We start from the raw sequence: 23,016 nt of genomic DNA on the forward strand, positions 1-23,016 counted from the left end.
ACGAACGCCTTAGCTGGCACTCACAGCAGCAAAAGCCCGCAATAACAATACCGCCCGATGGACTCCCTCTCGAGTATGATTACGTACGGCTCGGTCGCACTCGCTCGTGGCGAGAATCGAAGGGCGCGACGCGAAGCGAGGACAGATGGGTAGTGTCGTCTTCTCGCTCGACGCCGAACTCGGCTGGGGCTTTCACGACTTGGCGGAGCCGCCGGTCCAACGGGTCGAAGCGGGGCGACGTGGGTGGGAGCACTGTCTCGAGCTGTTCGAGGAGTTCGACGTGCCAGCGACCTGGGCCATCGTTGGCCACCTGTTGCTCGAGTCCTGTGACGGCCGACACGCAGCCCACCCGGCACCGGCAGGCTGGTTCGAGCGAGAGCGAACCGACTGGCGCGACCGCGAGGACCTCCGCTTTGCCCCCGACTTAGTCGACGCGGTGCTCGCCTCGTCGGTCGACCACGAGTTCGCGAGTCACTCTTTTTCGCACGTCCTCTTCGGCCAGCCCGAGGTCGATCGCGAGATCGCCGCCGCCGAACTCGAGCGAGCGGTCGACCTCGCCGCCGAGTGGGACCAGTCGATCGACTCGTTCGTCTATCCTCGAAACGACATCGGCCACCGGGACGTCCTCGCCGAGTACGGAGTCCGTGCATACCGCGGCCGGTCGCCGACCAGAGACGGCGTTCGTGGACTCTTCGATGCGGCCGTCCGCAGCCAGTCGCCGCTGGTCCGACCGACCGTCGACGAGTACGGCCTCGTGAACGTTCCGGCCTCGCTGTTCCTCTTCGGGTTCGAAGGACCCGCTCGAACGGTCACCGAATCGGTCTGGACGGACCCAATGGTGCTTCAGGCCCGTCGTGGAATCGACGAGGCGGCCGCCCGTGACGGGATCTTCCACATCTGGTTTCACCCGAACAACCTGACGCGACCGCGGGACGCCCGCCGCCTGCGAACGATCCTCGCCTACGTCGACCGAACCCGACGCGGGACGGGACTCGAGGTCGAGACGATGGCCGACGTCGCTCGTCGAATCGACCGAAAACGCGGCATCGATGGCGGCACGGTCGCCTCGAGCGGCGGTCTCGAACGCCGACCGTAGAAGCCGGAAAACACGGGCCCGAGCGGATGGCTACGACCACTCGCCGCCGTACTCCTCGCGCGTCGCGACTGTCACTTCGGTGTCACCGTCGGCGCTCGTCCCGACGACTTTCACGACGTCGTCGGTCTCCTCGGTGCTGAACTGTAGGTCACCGACCGTCGCCGACTCGTTGACTGACGGAATCTCCGTTTCTCCGACGCTCGAGCCGTCACTGATCACGGAGAGGGCGAACGCGTCGTCGGTCGGTTCGACGGCAACCTCGTGGCCATCCAGTCGCGCGGTCGCCACAACGGGGTCGGAAGCGTAGGACCTGATGGTTTCGTCGTCGTGCTCGAGGTCGACGGCGTACGCGGTCGTATTTCCGACGACGTCCCAGCCGGTTCGTTCGACGGCGACCTGTTCGTGCGAGCCGACGCCGCCGAGTTCGACGGTCTCCGTGCCCTCGTAGGCGAGGCCCTCCGGTGGGACGCCGACGGTCCAGAGCTGCCGCGTCTCGTCGACGACGATCACACCCGTCTGGGTCAGATCGAGCCCGTCCTCGGCTTGCTCGTCGATCGCCTCCGGCTCGAGGATCGGTCCCTGGCCGCTCGTGACGTTCTCCCCGTAGGCGACCGTGTAGCCGTCGACCTCGAGGGTGGCGTCGACCTCGTCTTCGAGGCCGGTATCGTCGACCGCCAACATGTTCAAGGGAACGCTCGGGAACGCGACGAGGACCGTCATAACGAGCAGGAGGGCAACGGCGGCCTGACGACGCTCGAGCGGCCCTGTGGGGCCGCGGACGACCGACGGGAGCGCCGGAATCGCGAGCAGGAACGAGACCATCAGGAGACCGAGCGCGACTGGCCCTAACGGCAGTCCAGTCACGGCGGCGGCTGCAAGCCCGAAGCCAGCGCCGAGCCCGATGAATGCGAGCCAGCCGAGGCCGAGCAGGCGACGGCTCGGGCCGTGGCCGTCGGCGACGAGATCACCGAAGAGCGACCGGTCGCTCCCTCCGGCGGCGACCGCCACCAGAACCGCGAGGGTCAGGACCATCGAGACCCCGACGGCCTGATAGCGTACGAACGTCCCGTCGGCACTCCAGACGAGCAACCAGAGACTCTGGGCGATTCCGAACAGCACCGTCGCGAAGAACACCCGCTCGAGCGATCGGCGCTGATTGCGGTGGCGCAAGAGCGCGACCGCGAGGACGACCCCGATCAGGAAGCCGAGCAGGTGGGCCTGAAAGCCGACTCCGGCCCAGGCTGGCGGCCCCGGCGGCCCCGGCTCGATCGTCGCCGTGAGGACGGGCTGGCTCAACGCCTGACCGAGCGTCGAAATCGTGCCGGTCGCGACCACGGCGACGACCGCCCAGAGGGGAAAGACGACGAGGGCGAATCCCGCGATGGCGTAGACGGCCCCCGAGAATCCGAGCCCGGGGCCTGCCGCGAAGACGGCCGTCACCACCGCGACGCCGAGGAAAGCGACGGGAACGACGACCAGCGCCCGAACCCAGGGCCGAGCCAGGAGGCCACGGTCGCTGTCCATCCCGTCCGCTCGAGCCTCGAGCGGGGCGTCGGCCTCCGGTCGGCTCGAGGACTGACCCGGCGGATAGTGCCCCCAGGCGTACTCGACGAGCGGCGCGAACGCGAGGGTCGCAGCCATGTTCGAGGCGAGGTGCCCCGGCGAGCCGTGGGCGATCCCGGCCGTCAGTTGGCCCATCGGGTAGAAGTACGACCACGTGATAAACGGGAACGTGACCGGCTCGCTCCAGTGACGGAGTCCGCTCTGGGCGAGGAGATAGAATCCGACGACGATCGAGACGGTGAGAAGCGTCCCCCAGGGAACGCCGTAGACGAACCGCGCTTCGAGTCGCGAGCGCCACTGCTTTCGGCCCTCGAGATACCAGACGATCGCGGAGACGGCGACGATCGTCACGGCCAGCGCGATCTGTGCGGGTGAAACCACCATTGGCGACTCTTGGGAAAGCGGACCCGTCAAATTTGGGTTATCGGCCTGTTGGGTTCCGTCCCGACTGGAAGCCCCGGTCGCTGTTGGAGACCGCCTCGCCGATGACATCCACCGGGTCCGGTGGGGTGGCTGTAGGCTGAGACACGCGAGGACAACGGATCGATACGAGACGTCCAGCGGCGACAACGGATCGGTACGAACGGGCCGAGGACGACAAGGGTGCGGTACGAAACGACCGCCGATCGACGGGCTCGCTGTACGACGCCGATAACAAAGCCCGCCCACGGCAGCCTCTCGGACAGATGGCACCTGCACTTCGCAGTCGGTGGACCGACTCGAGCGCGCTCTCGCTCGGGATTCTCGGGGTCGGAAACATCGGCACAGTTCACCTGAAGTCGGCACTCGCGATGGACGGCGTCGACGTGGTCGCGGCCGCCGACGCCGTTCCCGAAAATCGGCGTCGGGCCGAACGCGCTGGCGTCCCCCGGACGTACGACGAGTACGGGACGTTACTCGAGGCCGAGGCGCTCGATGCGGCGGTCGTTGCGTTGCCGCCGTTCTTGCACGCCGACGCGGTCGAGCAGGCCGCTGCGGCTGGCGTCGACGTCTTCGTCGAGAAACCGCTGGCGCGCTCGACCGAGGAAGCCGACCGGCTGCTCGAGGCCGCCAGGGCCGCCGGGATTTCCGTCGGCGTCGATCACACGCTCCGCTATCAGCCCGACGTCAAGGGCGTCAAACGGGAGTACGACGAGGGACGCGTTGGTCAGGTTCCCTACGCCTCGATGACGCGGGTGAACGACTTTCCGTTCGGCCGGCCGCCGGCCGAGACCGCGCCGCCGTCGTGGGCACACGACCCCGACCTCGCCGGCGGCGGATCGCTGGTCGAACTCGGCGTCCACTGTTTCGACGTCCTCGAGTGGCTCTTCGGCGAGGTCGACGTCGATGGGGCCGACGTCGACCGAACGCTCGACTCCCCCGTCGAAGACGCTGCCACGGTCCTGTTGCGAGCTCCCGAGACGGCGACGACGATCTCGCTTCACTGTGGCACCTACCAGTGGGAGGACCTCCCCGAGGTCAACACCCGGCTGCGACTCGAGGGAGTGACGGGAACGATCAGTAACACCGACCACCTGCCGGGGAATTTCTACGCGAGCGCGGCGACGGCCGCGCTGCGAAACACCGCGAGCCGTCTCACTCTGGGCGATCCCGACGTCTTCGGCCCGACGTTCTACCTGCAGGCACACTACGAGGCGCTGTTGGCGTTCTGTGAGGCCATCCGCGAGGACGAAACGCCGCCAGTCGACGGTGCCGACGGCAGACGAGCGCTCGAGCTCGCGGAGACGGCCTACGACCTCGCCGAAGCCTCGGATGACGCCATCGAAACGCCGGAGGTACGGCCATGAGCCGGGCTCGAGCGACGACGGTCGACGAACCGGTCGCGGTTCGCGGGGTCGCCGTCGACGGTGCCGCCCACGGGGGGTGGGTCCCCGACGCCGACGAACGCGTCGATCGGCTCGAGTCACTGGTCGCGTCCCTGCTCGAGGCCGACCTATCGACGTTCTCCGACGTCGACCGGATCACCGTCGTCCCGGACGCCCACTACCCGTTTCACCCCTCCTCGGGCGTCGTGACCGACCCGGCGGTCGTCGCCGCGATCGTCAGGGTCCTCGAGGACCGGACCGACGCCGACCTCGCCATCGCCGGGGTGAGCGACGAGGTCATCGGCTTCGATCGAACCGCGGCACACCTCGGCTACACCTCGCTGCTCGAGCGCGTCGACGCCGAGCTGGTCGACCTCGCTGAGGACGCACGAACTGACCGGCTCCTCGAGACGGGGGGCCGAACCACGACAGTCTCGATTCCGGACCGACTCGCGACGGGGGCGACGATCGTCGTCCCGAGCCTACGGCCGACAGCGGAGGGGCCGATCGCCGGTGGGATGCGAACGCTCGCCCGATTCGCGACGGGAGCTGTCGACCCCGACCGCGCCGCACTCGGGGCGACTCGAGCCGTCGACCCGGCGCTCTGTGTGCTGGATGCGACGACCGCCTACGCCGGAACCTCGGCGGCGACAAACGCTCTGTTTGCGGGCCCGACGGCTTCCGTCGACGCGCTCGGGAGCTCGCTGCTCGAGCGGTCGTTTGCGGCCGACGGCGCGCTGAGCCAGGCGTTCGACGAGCGAACGTCGATTAGCGTCGACTCGGTCGGCGGCGGGAAGCTGGCTCTCGAGACGATCCGCGACCGACTCGACAGCGGTGAGCTGCCGCCGCGGGAGTCGACACATCCCGCAGTGACCGCGGCCTACCGACTCTACGCGGCGGTCGCCGGCGACGCCGTCCCGCCACAGCTCGAGGGGGAGCCACGATGAGCAGTCGAACGGCCGCGGTCACCGGCGCGACGGGCTTTCTCGGCTCGCACCTCTGTGCGCGGCTGCTCGACGACGGCTGGACGGTTCGCGGGCTCGCGAGACCGACGTCGGACCGGGGCGACCTCGAGGGAGTCGAGTGGTACGTCGGCGACCTCTTCGACGACGAGCCGCTGCGCTCGCTCGTCGACGGGACCGACGTCGTCTTCCACCTCGCTGGCGTCGGGCTCTGGAGCGCCGACCCCGAGACCGTCGGGCGGGTCAATCGCGACGGGACGGCCTCGGTCCTCGAGGCCTGTCGTGCTGGCGACGTTGACCGCGTCGTGTTCACCAGCACGGCTGGCACCCGGCGGGCGAACGGGACCAGCGAGTTCGCCGACGAGACGGACGTCGCCGAGCCAATCGGCGCGTACCAGTCCTCGAAAGCCGAGGCCGAACGGCTGGTCGACCGGTACGCCGAGGTCGACGGCGAGGCGGTCACGGTCCACCCGACGTCGATCGTCGGCCCCGGCGACGAGTCCTTTACGTCCCAGTTGCTCGCGATGGGACTCGAGCCGACGATGCCCGCGACCCTCCCCGGCGGGGCGAGCATCGTTGGCGTCTCGGACGTCGTCGACGGATTGCTCGCGGCCGCAGCGCACGGCCGGAGCGGCGAGCACTACCTCCTCGGCGGGGAGAACCTCACCTACGATCGGGCTGCCGGGCGGATCGCCGACTACGCGGGCGGCACCGCAGCCCCGATCCGCGTACCTGCGACCGCCATCCGCGCCGCCGGCCCCGTCGCCGAGGGCGTCCGCGCGGTCACCGGTCGACAGGTGTTCCCGTTCGATCGGCAGATGGCCGCCCTCGCGACCCAGCGACTCTTTTACACCTCGCAGAAGGCCCACGACGAACTCGGCTACGAGTACCAGCCCATAGAGGCCCACCTCCCCGAGATCCTCGAGTGGTACCGGGGCCGATAGCCCCGCCATCGCCGAACGGCGACTGTTCGGTACACCTTCTAGGGAGACATCGACGGCCGATCTCGAGTCCACGACGCCGCCTCCGTGTACTCCTTCAATTACAAAGCCATGAGAGCGACAATCCCGGGCCGATGCGGATTCTGGTCTTCGCGAACACGCCGGCGCACGTCCACCTGTACCGCCACGCCGTCTCCCGCCTCGAGGAGCGGGGCCACGACGTGTGCGTCCTGGGACGGGAGTACGACTGTACGACCGACTTACTCGAGTTCTACGGACTGCCGTATCAGCCCTACGGCGCACACGGGACCGAGCCGACGTCGCGGCTGGCGTTCGGACGAGAGCTGGTCGGCCAACTCGGCCGCATCGCGACGACGACACGGCGGTTCAGCCCGGACGTCGTCTTCGGTCGCGGTCCGTACGCCGCCTTTGCCGGCTCGCTCGCTCGAGCGCCGACCGTGCTCGTCCTCGACGACGAGCCGGGGTCGTTCAACCACACCGTCTCGCGGCCGTTCGCCGACTGTATCCTCTCGCCCGCCGTTACCCGTCGTGACCTCGGCGACGCCCACTACACGTTCGAGGGGTTCAAAGAGTGTGCGTACCTTCACCCCGCGGTCTTCGACCCCGACCCGGCCGTCCACGAGTACCTCGGGATCGACCCCGACGAGCCCTACGTCATCGTTCGGTTCAACGCCCTCGACGCGCTTCACGACGCCGGCATCGAGGGCTTTTCCTCGGCACAGCGCCTGGACCTGATCGAACGACTGAGCGAACGGGCGACGGTATTCGTCTCCGACGAGGGCGACGACCTCGCGCTCACCGACCTCCCGGCTCGTCCGTACGACCTCCACCCCGCGTTGATCCACGACGCGATGGCCGGTGCCGACCTGCTCGTCGCCGATACGGGCACCATGGTCACCGAAGCTGGCCTCCTCGGGACGCCCGCGATCCGCTATCGGGGCACCGACGACCACGTCTACGGCGAGTTCCGCGAACTCGAGCGCGTCGGCCTCGTCGAGCAGGCCGACAGCTACGACGACGTTCGCGACCGTGCACTCGACCTGCTCGAGGACGAGACGGCAACCGACCGCTGGGCGCAACGACGACGCGAGTACGTCGGCGACCTGGTGAACCTGACGGACGTCTTGGTCGACGTCGCGGAGGCTCGCGGATCGGTCGATCGACTCGGGCCAGCGACGCGGCGCACGTTACGCAAGCGGTCGACTCCGAGTTGAGCATCGGCGCTCGGGCATGCAGGTGCCGGGTGACCGCCACCGACGGCCGTTTCAGTCACTGTAAGGGAGGATTACGCGAAAACCCTTATTTCGGTCCACTGCCAAGAGTTGTCACTGGTCAACATGTCACTCTCGAAACTCCTCTCCGGGTTACGCCGCCGCACAGCGTCGGCCGACGTAGATGAGTACGACGAGCGACGGGTGACGGTCCTGTTCGAGTGTCGAAACTGCGGGACGAACGTCGCGGCCGAGACGGAACGGTGTCCGGCCTGTGACGCCACCGATATCGCCACCTACGCAATCGATTACTAGGGCTGGTGGAGCCGATTCACTGCGGGTGCGATGGCCCGTCGCGATCGGCCGTCGAAATCCAGTCTTGATCGTCTCGTTCGGTCGGGTCGAGTGACCGGTCCGCGTTCGAACCGTCGCGTCCGTCGCTGTACTCGTAGTGGGTCACCTCGAGTGACTCGTTTGCCGTTGCATCCATCGCAATCGCGATGCCGAGTGCGAGGAGGCCAACCAGCACAGCCACGAACGACGCGAGGAGACCGGCGACGACCCCGCCGCTCGAGCCCGCGTCTCGAGTGCGCTGTCGGAGCGATGCGAACGCGCCGAGAAGGCCCCCGGCGAGCCCGGCCGTACCGCTTCCGTAGAAGACGACCGTCGGGTGAAAGCCCTCGACCACGTACTGACGCTTGAGTCGCCAGAGGAAGCTCCGGAGCAACAACAGCGAGACGTATCTGATAAACGGGACGTACCGGATGCTGCTCTCCTCGTCGCCGTAGACGGCCGACATCGAGACGTCCGCGACCCGGCGATCGTCGACGTTGAGGTGCGTGAGGATGTGATTGAGAAAGCCGTACTGGTCCGTAATCGACTCGAGGTCGAGCGACTCGATCGTCTCTCGAGAGATGGCGGTGTAGCCGTTCTGTGGGTCACCGATCGTCCAGTAGCCCGAGGCGAACTTCGAGAGGCCGGTGAGCATCGCATTACCGACGAACCGGAACGTCGACATTCCCTCGCGATCCTCGCGCGTGAGCAAGCGGTTCCCTTTTGCGTAGTCGGCTTCGCCAGTCGCGACGGGATCGACGATCCGATCGAGGATCGCCGGATCCATCTGCCCGTCACCGTTCATCACGGCAACGACGTCGATATCGTCCGCGGCGGCGCGCTCGTAGCCCGTCTTGACCGCCGCGCCATAACCACGGTTTTCCTCGTGGCGGATCGGGACGACACGTCGTCCGTCGCCGTCACCACCGTCTGTCACCGCGAATTCCGGTGGCGTCTCCTCCCGGTCGTTAATCCGTTCGGCGACGTCCTGGATGACTCGCCAGCTCTCGTCCGGCGAGTCGTCGTCGACGACGTAGATCCGGTCGACGAACGCCGGCACCGTCTCGATGACGCTCCCGACGAACGCCGCCTCGTCGTAGGCCGTCACGACCACGCCGACCGTCTTTCCCTTATACATCGTCACCACCGTCCGTTCGACCCGGCTCGAGCGGGTCAGCGCTCGAACCCGCCATCCGCTCTGTCGATCGGCGACTCTCACGCCGGCCGGCTGGGGGCGACCCGTCGCTCGAGCCACCGAGCGTGTAGACGCGGTGGCGCGACTCGTGGCGGTCGAGTGCATCCCACCCGGTGAGTTCGCCGAGTGCATCGCGGCCGTCTGCGACGACCATCGGCTCGAGGGCGTCCCACTCGAGATCGCGGAACTCCTCGTGTGGCGTCACGAGGACGGCCGCGTCGAACGACTCGGCCGAGAGATCCGCGAGCGAGACCGGCCGGACACCGTAGTCGGCGGGGTCGACCAGTGGATCGACACCCGCGACGTCCGCGCCGGCGTCCGTCAGCGCATCGATCACTCCCAGCGCGGGTGACGCGCGGGTCTCCTCGACGCCGGGGCGGTACGTGATCCCCAGGACGACCACCGAGGCGTCCGCGAGGTCGGTCGCTACGCCCTCGAGTCCGTCGTCGACCTCGGCGGCTGCGAGTTCGCGCTCGAGACGCCCGACGACGACCGCTGGCATCGACTCGTTGACTTCTCGAGCGGTCCGGGTGAGCGCCATCGGCTCGTCGGCACCCGACAACAGGAAGTGCGGATAAAACGGGATACAGTGGCCGCCCACGCCGGGGCCGGGGTCGTGGAGCTGACACATCGGCAGTTCGTTCGCCGTGTGCATTGCCTCGCGCGCGGAGATTCCGAGTTCGTCCGCGAGTCGTCCGAGTTCGTTCGCGAGTGCGATGTTCACGTCGCGGTAGACGCCCTCGAACACCTTGACGGCCTCCGCGGTCGTCGCGTCGGAGACTGGGTGGACGTCGTTGTCCGAGAGTTCGCCATAGACGACACACGCTGCGCGCGTGCTCTCGTCGTCGACGCCGCCGACGACCTTCGGATACTGGCCGCGGATGTCCCGCAGTGCCGTTCCCGAAGCGGTTCGCTCGGGACAGAACGCGAGGCCGAACTCGCCGGGCTCGAGTCCCGACGTCGCGGCCAGATGTGGCGCGAGGACGTCACGGCAGGTGCCAGGGGGCAGCGTCGACTCGGCGATCACGAGATCACCTGGCTCGAGGCCGGCCCCGATGTCGTCGACGACCGACTCGACCGTCGTCAGATCGGGATCGTTCCTGTCGTCGAGCAGCGTGGGAACGATCACGACGTGGATTCTGGCCTGTTCGGCCGCGGCGGGGCCGTCCGTCGTCGCCTCGAGCCGGCCCGCGTCGACCTGGTCGGCGACGAGGTCCGCGAGGCCGGGTTCGCCGACGACGTGGCTCTCGCCCCGGCGGATGGTCTCGACGACCGACGGATCGACGTCGACGCCGGTGACGGCCCCGGTCGTCTCGGCGTAGACGGCCGAAAGCGGTAGCCCCATCTTGCCGAGCCCGTAGACGGCGACGGGAATCGCACCCGACGTCAACAGCTCACGCTGGCGCGTTTCGGAGACGTCGCCGCCGTAGAGGCCGATCCCGCCGTCGGGTTCGGTCGCTCGAGTCCGGTCGGCCGTCATCTGATCTCCACCTCCCGTTCTCGCTCGGGCGCGTTGCCGTCGACGAGTGCGTCGATCGTCTGGACGAGTTCGAGGGCCTCGATGCCGTCCTCGGCGGTCACCGCCGGCTCGCTGTCCGTGCGGACCGCCTCGAGGAACGACTCGAGTTCGTGTCGCAGGGGCTCGCCGTTGTCGACCCGCGGGCGTTCGACGACGCTCTCGTGGCGGTAGCGTCGCTGGCCGTCGTCCGTAAGGTACTCTGGATACGAGTCGCGGTGAATCAACACCGACTGCTGGAGGTAGTCGACCTCGACGAGACACTCCGTGGCCGTGACGGTGAGTTTTCGGACTTTCTTCTGGGTAACCCGACTCGCCGTCAGCGAGGCGACGACGTCGTCGTAGGCCATCGTCGCGGTGGCGTACTGTCCGTCGTCGGTTCCCATCGCGGAGACCGACTCCGGCTGTTCGTCCAGTAACGATCCAACGACGTCGACGTCGTGGACCATCAGGTCGAAGACGACGTTTCCCCGCGCGGTCCGATCGACCGGCGGGCCGAGCCGTTCGGCCTCGAGACCGATCACCTCGAGGTCGTCGATCAACTCGGCGACCGTCTGAACGGCGGGATTGAACCGTTCGATGTGTCCAACCTGGAGGACGAGCCCTGCCTCTCTGGCCTGTTCGGCGAGCCGACGGCCCTGGTCGGTCGTCTCGGCGATCGGCTTCTCGACGAGGACGTGGACGCCAGCGTCGAGACACTGCGAGACGGTCTCGTAGTGGACCGGCGTCGGAACGGCGACCGTCACGACATCGCAGCGCTCGAGCAACGACTGGAGGTCGGTCGCCTCCGTGCCGTACTCGGCGGCGACAGTGCGAGCGACCTCGCGGTCGTGGTCGCAGACGCCCGCTAACGCCACGTCTCGAAGCTCGCTGTAGACGCGTGCGTGGTTTTTCCCCATCGCTCCAACGCCGATAACGCCGGCCCGTACGGCTCGCGTCGATTCCTGTGATGTATCCATACTCATGCGGTGAGAGCGTAGTTGCGAACTGCTTCGGCGACCCGCCGCCGATCGCGCGCTGAGAGCCCCGGATGAACCGGGAGCGAGAGCACGGTTTCGGCCGCTCGTTCGGCCCGCGGGAGGTCAGCCGCGGCAGTGCTGACCGTCTCGTAGGCTGGCTGGCGGTGGATCGGCGGGTCGTAGTAGATCGCCGTGTCGACGCCGCGGGACTCGAGTGCCTGCTGTAAGCCGTCTCGGTCCGCCGTCCGGATCGTGTACTGGTGGTAGACGTGGCGATAGCCCGACGGCTCCGTCGGCGTCTCGAGTGGCAACTCGGCGAACCGGTCGTCGTAGTAGGCCGCGTTCTCGCGTCGAGCCTCGTTGAACGCGGGCAGGCGCTCGAGTTGGGTTCGACCGATCGCCGCGGCGACGTTGGTCAGCCGGTAGTTGTGCCCGAGCCGTCTGTGTTCGTACCCGCCGCGCTCGCTGGCGGCGCGGCCGTGGTTGATGTAGCTCGCGGCTCGATCTGCGAGGTCGTCGCGGTCGGTCGTGATCATACCGCCCTCGCCGGTCGTAGCGTTCTTCGTCGGGTAGAACGAGAAACAGGCCGCGTCACCGAGGCTCCCGACGGGTTCGCCGTCGATCGCCGCGCCGTGGGCCTGGCAGGCGTCCTCGAGGACGAACAGGTCGTGGTCATCGGCGAAGTCGGCCAGCGCAGGCATGTCGGCGGGCAGCCCATAGAGGTGAACCGGGAGGAGCCCGACGACGTCGTCCCGGTCCGAGACGATTTCCTCGACGGCCTGAGGCGTCATGGTGTACGTTTCGGGGTCGATGTCGGCGAAGACCGGCGTCCCGCCGGCGAGTCGAATCGCGTTCGCGCTCGCGACGAACGAGAACGGCGAAGTGACGACCGCGTCGCCCTCGCCGACGCAAAGCGCCTCGAGCGCGGCGTGAAGCGCTGTCGTTCCGTTCGAGGTCGCGACGCCGCGGCTGGCCCCACAGAACGACGCAAACTCGGCTTCGAACGCCTCGACCTCTTCGCCAGCGGCGAGGACGCCCCGCTCGATCACCGATTTGACGCGGTCGATCGCCGCCGTGCTGACGTCTGGGTCGGCGATCGAGACGCCCTCGTCGGTCGTCGTATCGGCTGCGTCAGCGCTGGCACCCGTCGTCGCGGGGTCTCTGTCCGGCTCGGTACCGAGTTCCGTATTCGGTTCTGTGTCGGTCATGCGAGGTGGTTCGGCCCCTCGAGGGGGTCCGGGAGCGGCTCGATGGTCGCTGGCGCGCCGACGGCAAGACTGTCCGCGGGGACGTCGTCGGTCACGACCGCGCCGGCTGCGACGAATGCGTTCTCGCCGACCGTCACGCCGGGCAACAAGGTCGCGTTAGCACCGATCGATGCACCCGACTCGATCGTCGGGCCCTCGAGGTCGACCTCGGTTCTGATCGGATACTCGTCGTTCGTCATGATGGCGTTCGGGCCGACGAAGACGTTGTCCCCGATGATCGTCTGCGTGGGGACGTAGACGGCCGTCTGAAGGCTGACGTGCGAGCCGATTCGGGTCTGCCCGTCGATGACCGTCTTGGTCCCGACGAGGACGTCGTCGCCGATCGTCGTCTCCTCGCGAACCAACACGTTGTGACCCGTCGTGAAGTCGTCGCCGATCGTCACGTCCCCGTAGACGATCGAACCGGCCCTGATCGTGGCGTCGTCGCCGATCTGGGTCGGTTCGTCGAACGCCCCGTAGCCGACCGCCGCGTCGTCGTCGATCTGGCAGTCCTCACCGGTGACGAACTGACTCACGTCGATACACCTCCGTCGTCGTCCGGACGCCCCGGTGACGGCGTCTGCCGTCGCAACAGCGTGCGGAATCGTCGGTCTCGTTTCGTCATTGGTAACTCGATACCCTGGTGGGAATCGTCCTGATACAGCCAACGTGGAGGTTTTGTTATCCCGGGCCTGAGGCCCCGTAGACTCGAGCTACAGCCGCGGGACCGAAGAGAGCGCACTGGCACCGGGGGCGTTCGATGCCGCCCTCGAGTCACACCGCGCAGGCCCCCGCGAGGGCAGAAACGTCGAAAGAGGCGTCAGTCACGGCTTCTAACGGGTATAACTCGATTTCGGAAGGGTAGCTGAGCGATAGTAAAGGGTTCGGGTCCCACACGAGGTGGTGTGAGGTATTCGTACTCCCCCGATCGCGGTTCGAATCGGGACGCAGAGGGCACCCATGTCTGACCACGAACTCACCCAGGCCGAACTGTTCGACGTGTTCAGTAACGCACGAAGACGTCGAACTGTCCAGTTCCTCAAACGCCAGGGCGGCAGCTGCGACCTCGCCTCGCTCGTCGAGCAGGTCGCCGCGTGGGAGAACGACGCCGACCCCGACGAGGTCACCCGGACCCAGCGTCGGCGCGTCTACATCTCGCTGTACCAGACGCATCTCCCGATGCTCGAAGACCACGACATCGTCGACTGGGACCCTGACGCACACGCGATCGAGTTGCTCCCCAGCGAAGACGTCTTCGAGCCGTACCTCGACCGCCACGTAGAGACCACCCGTCAGTGGCACCGCGTCTACCTGACGGTTACCGCCGTCGGTGCGGCCGCACTGGCGTTGACGTGGCTCACATCGATTACAGCCGCTGTCGCCCCGATCGTTGCCCTACTTCTTTGCGTGATCGTCCTCGTCGTTTCGCTCGTCCAGTACGCCTCACGTCGACCAGACCTCGACGTCCCGTTCGGTCGTGCGAGTCACTGACGACGGACCTGACTGCCCTCCGTTGCGTTACCAGCGCCCACCCACCGTGTGAGCGATAGCTGCCCAACAGTGGCTGCCCAGTCGCTGGCTCCGTCCGAGGAGAGGACTACGGACACTCGTTCCGATACCGAGTGCGAGGACCGAGAGACGAGGCAAAGAGAGCAACGAGACACGAGCCAACCGGGGGCAAAGAGCGGCGAGTCAGAAGAGCACACACCCTCCGACGGTACAGAAGACAAAGAGATTGCCTCGAGGCGATTCACCAGGGCCGTCAGTCGTCGTCGGTATCGGGGTCGTCAGTGACGGTGACCCAAAAATAGGTCTCCGTGTCGGCGTTCTCGTTGGTCGGTTCCTCCGGCGGCTCGCCTTCGTAGAGGAGGACGCTCACCCGGACCGTTTCGTCTTCGTCAACCGTCGGCGTGATCGACTGATCGGTCGTCGCCGTCTCGCCATCCGCGACCGACGCGTCCAACTGCTCGAGTTCGGTTCGCTCGACGATCTCACCGTCTTCGAGGACCTGCTCCTGGACGATCACCGAGTAGTCGGTCCGTTCACCCTCGTTGTTCTCGAGGGCGATGGTTACCGGCACCGAGTCACCGGGTTCGACCTCGTTCTGGATCTCGCCAGCGACCAGGTCGCCGTCGTCATCTTCCGTGTAGAGTCCGAGTTCGGTGAATCCGTCTGCCGATGCCGGCGCGAGGAATCCGAGGAGCAACGCGCCAGCCGCGAGAGCGATCGCACCAACGAGCAGAATCGAAGAGAGCGTCGCGACGGCGTTTTCGTTCGCTCGAAGGCGATTGATGCCGGCGATCGGCGAGACGACGAACCGCTGGGGTTGTGGCGTTCGCAACCGTCGGATCACGCCGAGCTGAGCGAACACGACGGAGAGTCCGGCGAGCGTGGCGGCGATCGACACGGTTCCGAGTCCCGCGCCGAACGGGAGCACGAGCACGACGATCGGAACGATCGCCAGCGAGAGCGCGACCGACAGCCCGAGCCGTTCGACCACGTCGATCCCGGCCCAGACCGACTCGAGCGGTCCCGACGGATGGCGAACGGTTCGCTCGGTTCCGGGAAAGAGAACCGAAACGAGCGCGTATCCTGGAATAAACAGGACGAGTGGAAACGTGGCCAGGAGCCGAAGCGTGCTTCCCGCTGGGTAGGAAGTGACAGCAGCGTAGGCAGCGATCGCCGCCAGCGAAATCACGGCCAGATCGAACGGGTACTGCCTCACGAATCCCAGGTGCGTCCAGGTTCGCGTGTCGAAGCTCATCGCTTCTCCCCCGCGGGGTGTCGGTTTGGCGCCGCTCGGCCGGCGCTCGGTCCGGTAGCCATTGTCGAGCGCCTATTTCGTCGTCCGTCGCTTTGTTATGGCCGGGTTATTCGGCGTGTGTCGACCCTGCAACGGCCCGACCGTCGCTCGAGTTGCGCTGTTGGTCACCGGTGACCGAACCGACCACGCAGGGCTTCGAAGGCGAACCGACGTTCAGTGACGCCGGTCTCGATCACACCGACGGACAAGCGAGTGGAGAAAGCGACAGTCGGGAAAGAGTGTGAGAGTCAAAGAACGGACAACAGCAGAGAGAGTACAACAACCGACGGAGAAACCGACACCCGGAGAGCGATGTGCGGAGTCGACTACGGAACGGGAACGTGTGACAGCTCGAGTTGGACAGTGAGGGGGCTACGGAGCGGACCAATACCGGCAATCCTGACGATCCGAACGGCCGTTTCAGAAGTCGACGTACTGTTCCTCCCACTCTCGACGCTCGTCGATTCGGTCTCGACCAGCGTCCGTAATCGCGTAGTAATTGGTCCGCCTGTCGAGTTGCCCTTTTTCGACCAGTTCCTTGTTGACCAGTGTGTCCAAGTTCGGGTACAGCCGCCCGTGATTGATCTCAGAACTGTAATACTTCTCGACTTCGTCTTTGACGGTCTGTCCCGACGGTCGATCGGCGCCGGCGATAACGTACAGTAAATCTCGCTGGAAGCCGGTCAGATCGTGCATTGCTCAATCACGGTGATCGTTCCACTGAGAGGATATTTGTTATCCGTCTCGTACAATTCGGTAGCATTTTGTTCACGTTCGAACCGATAGCAAACAGTTCCCCGAACCGGAACGTCACTCTCCTAAGCGGGTACTACCGACAAGACATGTGGGTCCTGACGGCGTACCGCATGAACCTAGCTCTCCGGCGAACCGATCACTCGGTCGCATTCGGGCGGACAACGCTGATTCCGTCCGCGCCGATCCGGACGCGGAGCTGGTCGATCGTCGCTTCGTACGCGGTCGTGTGTGACCCATCCTCGTCGAATCGGACACACTCTGCGATGAGATCGGTCTCGAGGAGATTGTTGATTCGTCGGTAGACTGTCGCCGACGAACTCTCCGTTCGGTCGGTCAGTTCTTTCGCCGTTTTCGGCCCGTTGCTCGTCTCGACGAGGATCGTTCGTGCACACTCGTCGCCGAGCACGTCGAGTTGTGCCGCGGGGTCGGGGGTCGGTTCCGCCTGTGTGTTGCTCGCTTTCGTTGACATGGACGTGCTTACTCGTCTTCGTTACACTGCGTTCGTTCGCTCTCGGGATCGAGAGGAGTCGATACGGGACGGCTGGACTGATCGGGGGCAACGTGCTCTTTGCAGCATTGTACGTTCCAACGCGTCGATGGGTTAGCGACAGTGGTATTTTATAACGAAGGACCTTCTTCCTCGAAATATACTCATTCTGTCCCGAAACGAGCCGTTTCGTGGTCGAAACCACCCGTTTATCATGGCACAGGCGAGCGACAACACGTGATTTGTCGACCGAATGGATTCCAACCCACCTGAATTCACGTTGAGATACGATCCACGCCGAAACTCATTTCGGGGCCGATGTGGCCTCTATCAGGGATATTCGCACAGAAACGGCGAGTTTCTCCCCGATTCCGTCCGGAGTGAAGTGAACGGTCTACGTCCTTTATTCGGGTCTACCGACCTCGGTTGTAGTGATGCCCGGACGAGTACCGGTGCGACGACCCCCACCAACTACCGCTGCATCCAGCGTCCACGATCACCCGTTCGACCGACGGGTGCAGGTGCACGCTACACACGACCGAGTCGACTCGACGATCGCCTCGATACCGTCCGCGTACGTCATCCAAAACACATGAAATCCTCACAGACGAATTGGCGACCGATGGAATCGTCGACGGCAGGTCCACGCTGTCGAAACTGCGGCACCCACGTCACCCAGCAATTTGCCCGGGTGTTCGGAGACAACGGTGACGTCGTTCACGGCTGTCCCGCCTGTACGACGTATCGGGAGATGCAATCCGGCGGCCATCTCCCCGGAGAACGGCGACGCTGAACGGCCGTCGTCCGTTCGTACGGGCTGCTATCCGTCAGTTCAGCCACACACAACCTGGCCAGGATGCACAGCGGTACATCACAACAATAGATCGTATTGTCCGACCGGTCGTCGGTCACACGCGAATATTTCCAGTCATAGCAAATGGAAATTAATACCAGAGGTTAAAGTCGGTGGTTGATGAAGAGACGCGTACATGACGGTTGATGACGGACAGTCCGATGACAGCGGTTTCGCGGTCTCCTCCTGATCAATGTCTGTTCAGACGAGCAGAACCGACTCGCTCGCCGAAAGCGAAGTGTTTCACATCCTCGGCAACGACAGACGTCGAGCGATCGTTCAGCTACTCGCCGAGGAGTCAGGACAGATCGACGTCTCCGACGTTGCCACCGATATTGCGGCCACAGAATCGGACGCCACGCCCGTCCCGAACAACCTCTACAAGAGCGTCTACGTCTCGCTCCAGCAGACACATCTCCCTCAACTCGAGGAAGACGCCGTCATCGAGTACGACTCCGACGCAAAGACCATCGCATCCGGGCCCAACTTCGACGATGTTCTCACGTACATCAACGGCCACCCGGACGACGGATCACACGTCCTCCAGTTTCACCTCGGACTCTGTGTCCTCGGACTTGCAGTCATCGCACTCGCGGGATTGAACCTCCCCGTCCTCTCGAGCATCGATCCGGAGCTCTGGAGCGTCCTCGTCTTACTCGCCGTCGCCGCGAGCAGCCTCTATCAGCTGTTGGCCTGAGCTGTTACTCCCTGAAGCTCGCGATCTCTGAAACAGCACTGTTTGCGGATACTCACGGGTTCGACATCACACCTCGTCGAGACGAACAACAAGATTTTCGAAAGGGGAGTAGTTCGGGAGCCTAACTACTCGTTTTTCGGTTGTTCAGGCGACTTCGATGCGGTCGGCTCGTTGCCTGGGAGACAGACCAGATTCTCCCGCCCGAGTCGGAGCTTCGTGATCTGTTCGTCCTCCTCGAGTTCGGCCAGCAGCCGGCTCACTTTCGCTTTCGACCAGTCGACGGAGTCGACGATCTGTGACTGTTTCATCCGACCGCCGTTTTTCGAGATGAGCCGCCGAACCCGCTCGCGGTCGGTCACGAACTCTTCGGAGGGCGAGTCCGTACTCGCGGTGAACGAATGTCGCTCCTCGAGACGGTTTCGCAAGAGCAGAAACCCACCGAGGATCGCGAGGACGATGATCCCGGCGAACGCCGCGAGGTGTGGACCCGCCAGTTGGATCGGCTGGATGGGTCCACTGGCAGCCCACGAAAAACCCATTATTCCGATAGGTGAGAGAGACCATGTTGTGGCTGTAAGGACTCGAGTCGAGTCTCGGTGCTGGTTACTCATATCAGTTATTTCGGTATCCACGCGCTCACTCGTTGCTATACCGTCGTGAGCGGCCCACAAAGGGTTTTGTATTGCTCATGCAGTTATATCTATTCTCAACACTATATTGAAATACTATACGTCGTTAGGTTGTGAGCCGATATGTGGTTCGGTGATCGGTGGTCACCGTCGGTGATCTTCGGTATCCGTTCCTCTATCGGAGGCGTCGTCGACTCAGTGGTCATCGCGGACGGGTTCGGCCGATTTCGACTCGCCACCGAGTTGCGCTGGACCACGGCGAGACGTTCCCTCGCAGCGCCGAGTTTCGCACACCGCTCGACCGAATTATTCCGTTGCCCGTTCGAGGCTCGAACATCGCGTTGCATGTTCGGTGTCGGTGTGGGTAGTCGACGAACCGAATAAACGCGGCCGGACGTTCGATACGGTTCGCTGGATTCCACTCGCGTTCATCCGGTAAGACCATATTTCAGCGACCGTCCTGCCGGCTGACCGGTTCAGTTCGCTCGAGGCGGGACCAAGCCCGAATCGAGACGACGGTTCTGGGGCATAGCTTAGCCCGGTGTGATGGGATCTATCGCTCGACTCGAGCATCGACCAGTTCGAGGTGAAACGGCGATCGCTCAGACGCCCGGGACGCCGACCGCTTCGAATCCGGTCACGCCGATGACGGCGAGGACGTAGAGGACGACGAGCACGGAGACCCAGGCGACGATGGTAATCGCCGCCGCGTCGACCCAGCCACCCGGGTAACGCGCGTTGATTACGGCCAGATAGGCGACGAACACGAGAAGCGGCCCCAGAAGTGGAATCCAGCCGAAGAAGAACCCAACGACTGCCCAGACGACGGCGCCGATCAGCGCCGTGATCACTGCGTAACTGTAATCTTCGGCATCGACGATGAATTTGGCACCGAGATAGATGCCGAGCGCACCGATTAGCAGGCTGACGGCGAAGACGATGAGGCTCTCGATCATGTCGTATTACGACCGCTCCGGCGCCGTTAGTTATCACTCACGTACAGGGACCAGACTCGATTTAAAAGGGGCTGGCGTCTGGAATCGCAGACAGATCCACGGCTCTGTACGACCGAAATCCGCCGGTTCTTCCGGAACGATTAGCCCACGTTATCGGCCTCGAGCCGGCCTCACCTGGTGACGGCGTTCACACGTCTCCTGACGAGCGACGAAGACGGCGAGTTACGAACTACTGGGCCAACAGAAGCTATATGCGCGTTCCTCCGCAACCCACGCCCAATGAGCGTCGACCTCGTCGTTCGGAACTGTACCGTCGTCACGCCCGCAGGGCGGGCTCCCGATTCCGGCCTCGCCGTCGAGGGTGGACGGATCGTGGCGCTGGGAGAACCCGACTGTCTCCCCGACGGTGATCGGGTTCTCGACGCCGGCGGAAACGTCCTCGTCCCCGGTATCGTCGACTGCCACATCCACAATCGCGAACCCGGCCTCGAGTACAAAGAAGACTGGGAGTCCGCGACGCGGGCTGCGGCAGCCGGCGGCGTGACGACCGTCGTTGGGATGCCAAACACCGACCCTGTCATCGACCGGCCTGACAACCTCGAGTTGAAGTACGAACGCGGGGAGGCTACAGCGCACGTCGATTTTCAGAGCTACGTCGTCGTCACGAGCGAGAACCTCGAGTTGATTCCCGACCTCGATGCGGCCGGCGCGCTCGGCTACAAGATCTTCCTCGGCTCGACCGTCGGGGACGTGCCTCCGCCGAACGACGGCGAGATCATAGCGGCGATGGAACGAATCCGCGAGACCGGCAAACGACTCGGATTCCACGAGGAAAACGGCGAGATCATCGACCACTACACCGAGCGCTTCCAGACCGAAGGCAAAAACGACCCCATCGACCACTCCCACTCGCGGCCCGTGATCGCCGAACGGGAAGCCGTCGAGCGGATGATCACGTTCGCGGAGGAGACGGGCGTGAAGATCCACATGTACCACGTCTCCTCCGGGTCGGCCGCCGAGGCCGTTTCCCGCGGGAAAGCTCGCGGCGTCGACGTGACCGCCGAGACCTGCCCACACTACCTCTGGTTCACCGAGGACGTCATGCGCGAGAAAGGGAATCCGGCGCGCATCCAGCCACCGATCCGGGACGCCGAGGAGCGTGCGAAACTCTGGGACGTGGGTATCGACGACGGTGTTATCGACTGCATCGCCACCGATCACGCCCCACACACGCCCGAGGAGAAGAAGGTCGACGACCCGTTCGGCAACACCTGGGATGCCATCTCCGGATTCGTCGGCCTCGAGACCGAGATCCCCGTCATGCTCACGTTCGTCGACGAGGGCCGCCTGACGCTCGAAGAGTGGGTACACCGCCACTCGACCCGTCCAGCCCAGGTCTGGGGCATGTATCCCCAGAAAGGATCGTTGCAGGTCGGAACTGACGCCGACTTCACGATCGTCGACCCGGACCACGAGTGGACGCTCGAGGACGCCGACGCGTTGCACTCGAAAAACTGCGTAACGCCGTTCGAAGGCGAGACCTTTACCGGAAAGGCGGTCGCGACCGTCGTCCGTGGCGAGGTCGTCTACGAGGACGGCGAGGTCGTCGGCGAACCGGGCTACGGCACGCGCGTCGACGTCGACGCCGACCCTGTCTGAGGAAGCCTACCAGCGGCTCGAGACGATTTCGACGGCTTACTCGACATCCGCGCCGATAGTCTACTCGAGATCCGCGCCGACTGCCTCCTCGACCGACGAGAACCCGTCGCGCTCGAGCAACGTGACGAGCCCGCGATTGATTCGTTTCGCTGTCGACGGGCCGCCGTAGACGAACCCCGTATAGAGCTGGACGAGCGACGCCCCGGCCCGAATTTTTTCGTAGGCGCTCGCCGCCGAGTCGACGCCGCCGACGCCGACGATCGGCAGGTCGCCGTCGGTGTGTGCGGCGATCGTCCGGATCAGCTCGGTCGAACGAGCGTCGATCGGCTGGCCGCTCAGGCCGCCCCACTCCTCGCGATTCGGCGACTCGAGGTTCTCGCGGGTGGTCGAGGTGTTCGTCGCGACGATCCCGTCGAGGTCGAACTCACGAACGATGTCGACGAGGTCGAGGACCGACGACTCGGGGTCGTCAGGGCCGATCTTTACGAGGATCGGCACGTCGCGGTCGTTTTCGGCCTCGAGCGTCTCGAAGATCGCCTGCAAGTGTTCGGGAGAGGCCTCGTCGAACTCGTCGGGGGTATTCGGACAGGAGACGTTGACGACGACGTAGTCGGCGAACGGCGAGAGCCGATCGAAGACGCGCCGATAGTCCTCGATCGCCTCCGTCTCGCTCGAGGAGTTCATCTTGCCGATGTTGACGCCAAGCGGGATGTCGGGGACGCCGTCGGTCTCGAGGCGTTCTTTGACGCGCTCCATTCCCTGACCGTTGAAGCCCATGCGGTTGATCATCGCCTCGTCCTCGCGTAGGCGAAAGAGCCTGGGCCGCTCGTTGCCCGCCTGCGGGTACGGCGTGACGGTGCCGATCTCGACGAACCCGAAGCCCAGCGCGGAGAGCGCGTGGGTCACCTCGGCGTTCTTGTCGAAGCCGGCGGCGACCCCGACCGGGTTCGGGAATCGCGTGCCGAACAACTCGACCTCGAGTGCGGGGTGGTCATACCGATAGGCAGCCCGGAGCGCCCGTCGGGTGGGCCACGTCGACTGGGCCGCCCGGAGCGTTCGCTTGCCGAGGTCGTGGGCCGTCTCGGCGGGGAGTCTGAACGCGAGGGGGCGAACCCGCGAGTAGAGCGTCATTGGCGGAGCGAAGGGAACGGAGGGCCCTAAACGTCTCGAAGCTGACTCGAGTCACATCGTCGACCGCGTCGAGAGGCCAAACGAGTCGCGACGACGAGTCGGCAACGCAGCCAGAAGGTATGGATTCTGGTTCGAAAGTCGAACAGACAGCCGGTTTTCCGGCGTCTCGAGCGACACGTTCATGCAACCTGGCGAG

At 65.1% G+C, this 23,016-nt stretch carries 22 protein-coding genes; 10 read left to right on the forward strand and 12 right to left on the reverse strand.

From position 1 onward, the window contains the following. Positions 1–145: 145 nt before the first annotated feature. The gene (locus AArc1_RS12710) at positions 146–1,096 is read left to right on the forward strand and encodes a polysaccharide deacetylase family protein (protein ID WP_117364723.1); all 951 of its coding nucleotides are present in this window, start codon (positions 146–148) and stop codon (positions 1,094–1,096) included. A gap of 30 nt (positions 1,097–1,126) precedes the next feature. Here AArc1_RS12710 and AArc1_RS12715 read toward each other — a convergent pair whose 3' ends face one another. Continuing rightward, a complete protein-coding gene (locus tag AArc1_RS12715; RefSeq protein WP_117364724.1) occupies positions 1,127–3,043 on the reverse strand; it encodes a rhomboid family intramembrane serine protease in 1,917 nt (638 codons plus the stop codon). A 302-nt stretch (positions 3,044–3,345) separates the two neighbouring features. Between AArc1_RS12715 and AArc1_RS12720 the strand changes: the two genes are divergently transcribed. The 5 genes from AArc1_RS12720 to AArc1_RS12740 all read left to right on the forward strand — a co-directional run bounded on the left by AArc1_RS12720 (position 3,346) and on the right by AArc1_RS12740 (position 7,914). Further along, the gene (locus tag AArc1_RS12720) at positions 3,346–4,446 is read left to right on the forward strand and encodes a Gfo/Idh/MocA family protein (protein WP_117364725.1); all 1,101 of its coding nucleotides are present in this window, start codon (positions 3,346–3,348) and stop codon (positions 4,444–4,446) included. Beyond that, a complete protein-coding gene (locus tag AArc1_RS12725) occupies positions 4,443–5,411 on the forward strand; it encodes a DUF362 domain-containing protein (protein WP_117364726.1) in 969 nt (322 codons plus the stop codon). Before AArc1_RS12720 ends, AArc1_RS12725 begins: the two co-directional genes overlap by 4 nt. Then, positions 5,408–6,370 (forward strand): NAD-dependent epimerase/dehydratase family protein, encoded by a 963-nt coding sequence (locus tag AArc1_RS12730; RefSeq protein WP_117364727.1) that lies wholly within the window; start codon positions 5,408–5,410, stop codon positions 6,368–6,370. The genes AArc1_RS12725 and AArc1_RS12730 overlap by 4 nt, the downstream gene beginning before the upstream one ends. A gap of 131 nt (positions 6,371–6,501) precedes the next feature. Continuing rightward, the gene (locus tag AArc1_RS12735) at positions 6,502–7,602 is read left to right on the forward strand and encodes a DUF354 domain-containing protein (RefSeq protein ID WP_117364728.1); all 1,101 of its coding nucleotides are present in this window, start codon (positions 6,502–6,504) and stop codon (positions 7,600–7,602) included. 123 nt (positions 7,603–7,725) lie between these two features. After that, positions 7,726–7,914, forward strand: coding sequence for a hypothetical protein (locus AArc1_RS12740; RefSeq protein WP_117364729.1), 189 nt, complete (start codon positions 7,726–7,728; stop codon positions 7,912–7,914). A 16-nt stretch (positions 7,915–7,930) separates the two neighbouring features. Here AArc1_RS12740 and AArc1_RS12745 read toward each other — a convergent pair whose 3' ends face one another. The 5 genes from AArc1_RS12745 to AArc1_RS12765 are packed head-to-tail and all read right to left on the reverse strand — an operon-like array spanning position 7,931 to position 13,385. After that, positions 7,931–9,070: a glycosyltransferase family 2 protein gene (locus AArc1_RS12745; protein WP_117364730.1), complete on the reverse strand. Its 1,140-nt coding sequence runs from the start codon at positions 9,068–9,070 to the stop codon at positions 7,931–7,933. Further along, positions 9,063–10,607 (reverse strand): nucleotide sugar dehydrogenase, encoded by a 1,545-nt coding sequence (locus AArc1_RS12750; RefSeq protein WP_117364731.1) that lies wholly within the window; start codon positions 10,605–10,607, stop codon positions 9,063–9,065. Before AArc1_RS12750 ends, AArc1_RS12745 begins: the two co-directional genes overlap by 8 nt. Next, positions 10,604–11,608 (reverse strand): Gfo/Idh/MocA family protein, encoded by a 1,005-nt coding sequence (locus AArc1_RS12755; RefSeq protein WP_117364732.1) that lies wholly within the window; start codon positions 11,606–11,608, stop codon positions 10,604–10,606. Before AArc1_RS12755 ends, AArc1_RS12750 begins: the two co-directional genes overlap by 4 nt. Continuing rightward, a complete protein-coding gene (locus tag AArc1_RS12760) occupies positions 11,605–12,810 on the reverse strand; it encodes a DegT/DnrJ/EryC1/StrS family aminotransferase (protein ID WP_117364733.1) in 1,206 nt (401 codons plus the stop codon). The genes AArc1_RS12755 and AArc1_RS12760 overlap by 4 nt, the downstream gene beginning before the upstream one ends. Further along, a complete protein-coding gene (locus tag AArc1_RS12765; RefSeq protein WP_117364734.1) occupies positions 12,807–13,385 on the reverse strand; it encodes an acyltransferase in 579 nt (192 codons plus the stop codon). Before AArc1_RS12765 ends, AArc1_RS12760 begins: the two co-directional genes overlap by 4 nt. Before the next feature lie 424 nt (positions 13,386–13,809). Here AArc1_RS12765 and AArc1_RS12770 point away from each other — a divergent pair, with 424 nt between their 5' ends. Then, positions 13,810–14,340, forward strand: a complete 531-nt coding sequence (locus AArc1_RS12770) for a DUF7344 domain-containing protein (protein WP_117364735.1) — start codon at positions 13,810–13,812, stop codon at positions 14,338–14,340. Between the two features lie 271 nt (positions 14,341–14,611). Here the strand turns inward: AArc1_RS12770 and AArc1_RS12775 are convergent, their stop codons facing one another. The 3 genes from AArc1_RS12775 to AArc1_RS12785 all read right to left on the reverse strand — a co-directional run bounded on the left by AArc1_RS12775 (position 14,612) and on the right by AArc1_RS12785 (position 16,877). Next, the gene (locus AArc1_RS12775; RefSeq protein WP_117364736.1) at positions 14,612–15,613 is read right to left on the reverse strand and encodes a DUF1616 domain-containing protein; all 1,002 of its coding nucleotides are present in this window, start codon (positions 15,611–15,613) and stop codon (positions 14,612–14,614) included. A 459-nt stretch (positions 15,614–16,072) separates the two neighbouring features. Beyond that, positions 16,073–16,348 carry a PadR family transcriptional regulator gene (locus AArc1_RS12780; RefSeq protein WP_117364737.1) on the reverse strand — a complete coding sequence of 92 codons (276 nt, stop codon included), beginning with the start codon at positions 16,346–16,348 and terminating at the stop codon, positions 16,073–16,075. Between the two features lie 196 nt (positions 16,349–16,544). Beyond that, positions 16,545–16,877, reverse strand: a complete 333-nt coding sequence (locus tag AArc1_RS12785) for a winged helix-turn-helix domain-containing protein (protein ID WP_117364738.1) — start codon at positions 16,875–16,877, stop codon at positions 16,545–16,547. Between the two features lie 640 nt (positions 16,878–17,517). Here AArc1_RS12785 and AArc1_RS12790 point away from each other — a divergent pair. Both AArc1_RS12790 and AArc1_RS12795 read left to right on the forward strand, forming a co-directional pair. Beyond that, positions 17,518–17,688 carry a DUF7563 family protein gene (locus AArc1_RS12790; RefSeq protein ID WP_394341265.1) on the forward strand — a complete coding sequence of 57 codons (171 nt, stop codon included), beginning with the start codon at positions 17,518–17,520 and terminating at the stop codon, positions 17,686–17,688. Positions 17,689–17,941: 253 nt separating this feature from the next. After that, a complete protein-coding gene (locus AArc1_RS12795; protein WP_117364740.1) occupies positions 17,942–18,445 on the forward strand; it encodes a DUF7344 domain-containing protein in 504 nt (167 codons plus the stop codon). Positions 18,446–18,570: 125 nt separating this feature from the next. Here AArc1_RS12795 and AArc1_RS12800 read toward each other — a convergent pair whose 3' ends face one another. Together AArc1_RS12800 and AArc1_RS12810 are read right to left on the reverse strand one after the other, a co-directional pair. Next, complete coding sequence (locus AArc1_RS12800; RefSeq protein ID WP_228442324.1) at positions 18,571–18,984, reverse strand: helix-turn-helix transcriptional regulator; 414 nt, start codon at positions 18,982–18,984, stop codon at positions 18,571–18,573. A 692-nt stretch (positions 18,985–19,676) separates the two neighbouring features. Beyond that, positions 19,677–20,030: a hypothetical protein gene (locus tag AArc1_RS12810; RefSeq protein WP_117364743.1), complete on the reverse strand. Its 354-nt coding sequence runs from the start codon at positions 20,028–20,030 to the stop codon at positions 19,677–19,679. Positions 20,031–20,309: 279 nt separating this feature from the next. On the opposite strand from AArc1_RS12810, the gene allB reads away from it, so the two are divergent. Continuing rightward, positions 20,310–21,689, forward strand: a complete 1,380-nt coding sequence (allB, locus tag AArc1_RS12815) for an allantoinase AllB (protein WP_117364744.1) — start codon at positions 20,310–20,312, stop codon at positions 21,687–21,689. Between the two features lie 60 nt (positions 21,690–21,749). Here allB and AArc1_RS12820 read toward each other — a convergent pair whose 3' ends face one another. Continuing rightward, positions 21,750–22,820: a quinone-dependent dihydroorotate dehydrogenase gene (locus AArc1_RS12820; protein ID WP_117364745.1), complete on the reverse strand. Its 1,071-nt coding sequence runs from the start codon at positions 22,818–22,820 to the stop codon at positions 21,750–21,752. Between the last annotated feature and the right edge of the window lie 196 nt (positions 22,821–23,016).

Source organism: Natrarchaeobaculum sulfurireducens (genome assembly GCF_003430825.1).
GTDB classification, from domain to species: Archaea; Halobacteriota; Halobacteria; order Halobacteriales; family Natrialbaceae; genus Natrarchaeobaculum; species Natrarchaeobaculum sulfurireducens.

Bases quoted from the DNA above. Each gene is read 5' to 3' on its own strand.
- AArc1_RS12745 (WP_117364730.1), bottom strand. From the start codon at position 9,070: ATGTATAAGGGAAAGACGGTCGGCGTGGTCGTGACGGCCTACGACGAG.
- AArc1_RS12730 (WP_117364727.1), top strand. From the start codon at position 5,408: ATGAGCAGTCGAACGGCCGCGGTCACCGGCGCGACGGGCTTTCTCGGC.
- AArc1_RS12820 (WP_117364745.1), bottom strand. From the start codon at position 22,820: ATGACGCTCTACTCGCGGGTTCGCCCCCTCGCGTTCAGACTCCCCGCC.
- AArc1_RS12740 (WP_117364729.1), top strand. From the start codon at position 7,726: ATGTCACTCTCGAAACTCCTCTCCGGGTTACGCCGCCGCACAGCGTCG.
- allB (WP_117364744.1), top strand. From the start codon at position 20,310: ATGAGCGTCGACCTCGTCGTTCGGAACTGTACCGTCGTCACGCCCGCA.
- AArc1_RS12755 (WP_117364732.1), bottom strand. From the start codon at position 11,608: ATGAGTATGGATACATCACAGGAATCGACGCGAGCCGTACGGGCCGGC.
- AArc1_RS12735 (WP_117364728.1), top strand. From the start codon at position 6,502: ATGCGGATTCTGGTCTTCGCGAACACGCCGGCGCACGTCCACCTGTAC.
- AArc1_RS12770 (WP_117364735.1), top strand. From the start codon at position 13,810: ATGTCTGACCACGAACTCACCCAGGCCGAACTGTTCGACGTGTTCAGT.
- AArc1_RS12720 (WP_117364725.1), top strand. From the start codon at position 3,346: ATGGCACCTGCACTTCGCAGTCGGTGGACCGACTCGAGCGCGCTCTCG.
- AArc1_RS12785 (WP_117364738.1), bottom strand. From the start codon at position 16,877: ATGTCAACGAAAGCGAGCAACACACAGGCGGAACCGACCCCCGACCCC.
- AArc1_RS12760 (WP_117364733.1), bottom strand. From the start codon at position 12,810: ATGACCGACACAGAACCGAATACGGAACTCGGTACCGAGCCGGACAGA.
- AArc1_RS12725 (WP_117364726.1), top strand. From the start codon at position 4,443: ATGAGCCGGGCTCGAGCGACGACGGTCGACGAACCGGTCGCGGTTCGC.
- AArc1_RS12810 (WP_117364743.1), bottom strand. From the start codon at position 20,030: ATGATCGAGAGCCTCATCGTCTTCGCCGTCAGCCTGCTAATCGGTGCG.
- AArc1_RS12775 (WP_117364736.1), bottom strand. From the start codon at position 15,613: ATGAGCTTCGACACGCGAACCTGGACGCACCTGGGATTCGTGAGGCAG.
- AArc1_RS12795 (WP_117364740.1), top strand. From the start codon at position 17,942: ATGTCTGTTCAGACGAGCAGAACCGACTCGCTCGCCGAAAGCGAAGTG.
- AArc1_RS12715 (WP_117364724.1), bottom strand. From the start codon at position 3,043: ATGGTGGTTTCACCCGCACAGATCGCGCTGGCCGTGACGATCGTCGCC.
- AArc1_RS12800 (WP_228442324.1), bottom strand. From the start codon at position 18,984: ATGGGTTTTTCGTGGGCTGCCAGTGGACCCATCCAGCCGATCCAACTG.
- AArc1_RS12750 (WP_117364731.1), bottom strand. From the start codon at position 10,607: ATGACGGCCGACCGGACTCGAGCGACCGAACCCGACGGCGGGATCGGC.
- AArc1_RS12710 (WP_117364723.1), top strand. From the start codon at position 146: ATGGGTAGTGTCGTCTTCTCGCTCGACGCCGAACTCGGCTGGGGCTTT.
- AArc1_RS12790 (WP_394341265.1), top strand. From the start codon at position 17,518: ATGGAATCGTCGACGGCAGGTCCACGCTGTCGAAACTGCGGCACCCAC.
- AArc1_RS12780 (WP_117364737.1), bottom strand. From the start codon at position 16,348: ATGCACGATCTGACCGGCTTCCAGCGAGATTTACTGTACGTTATCGCC.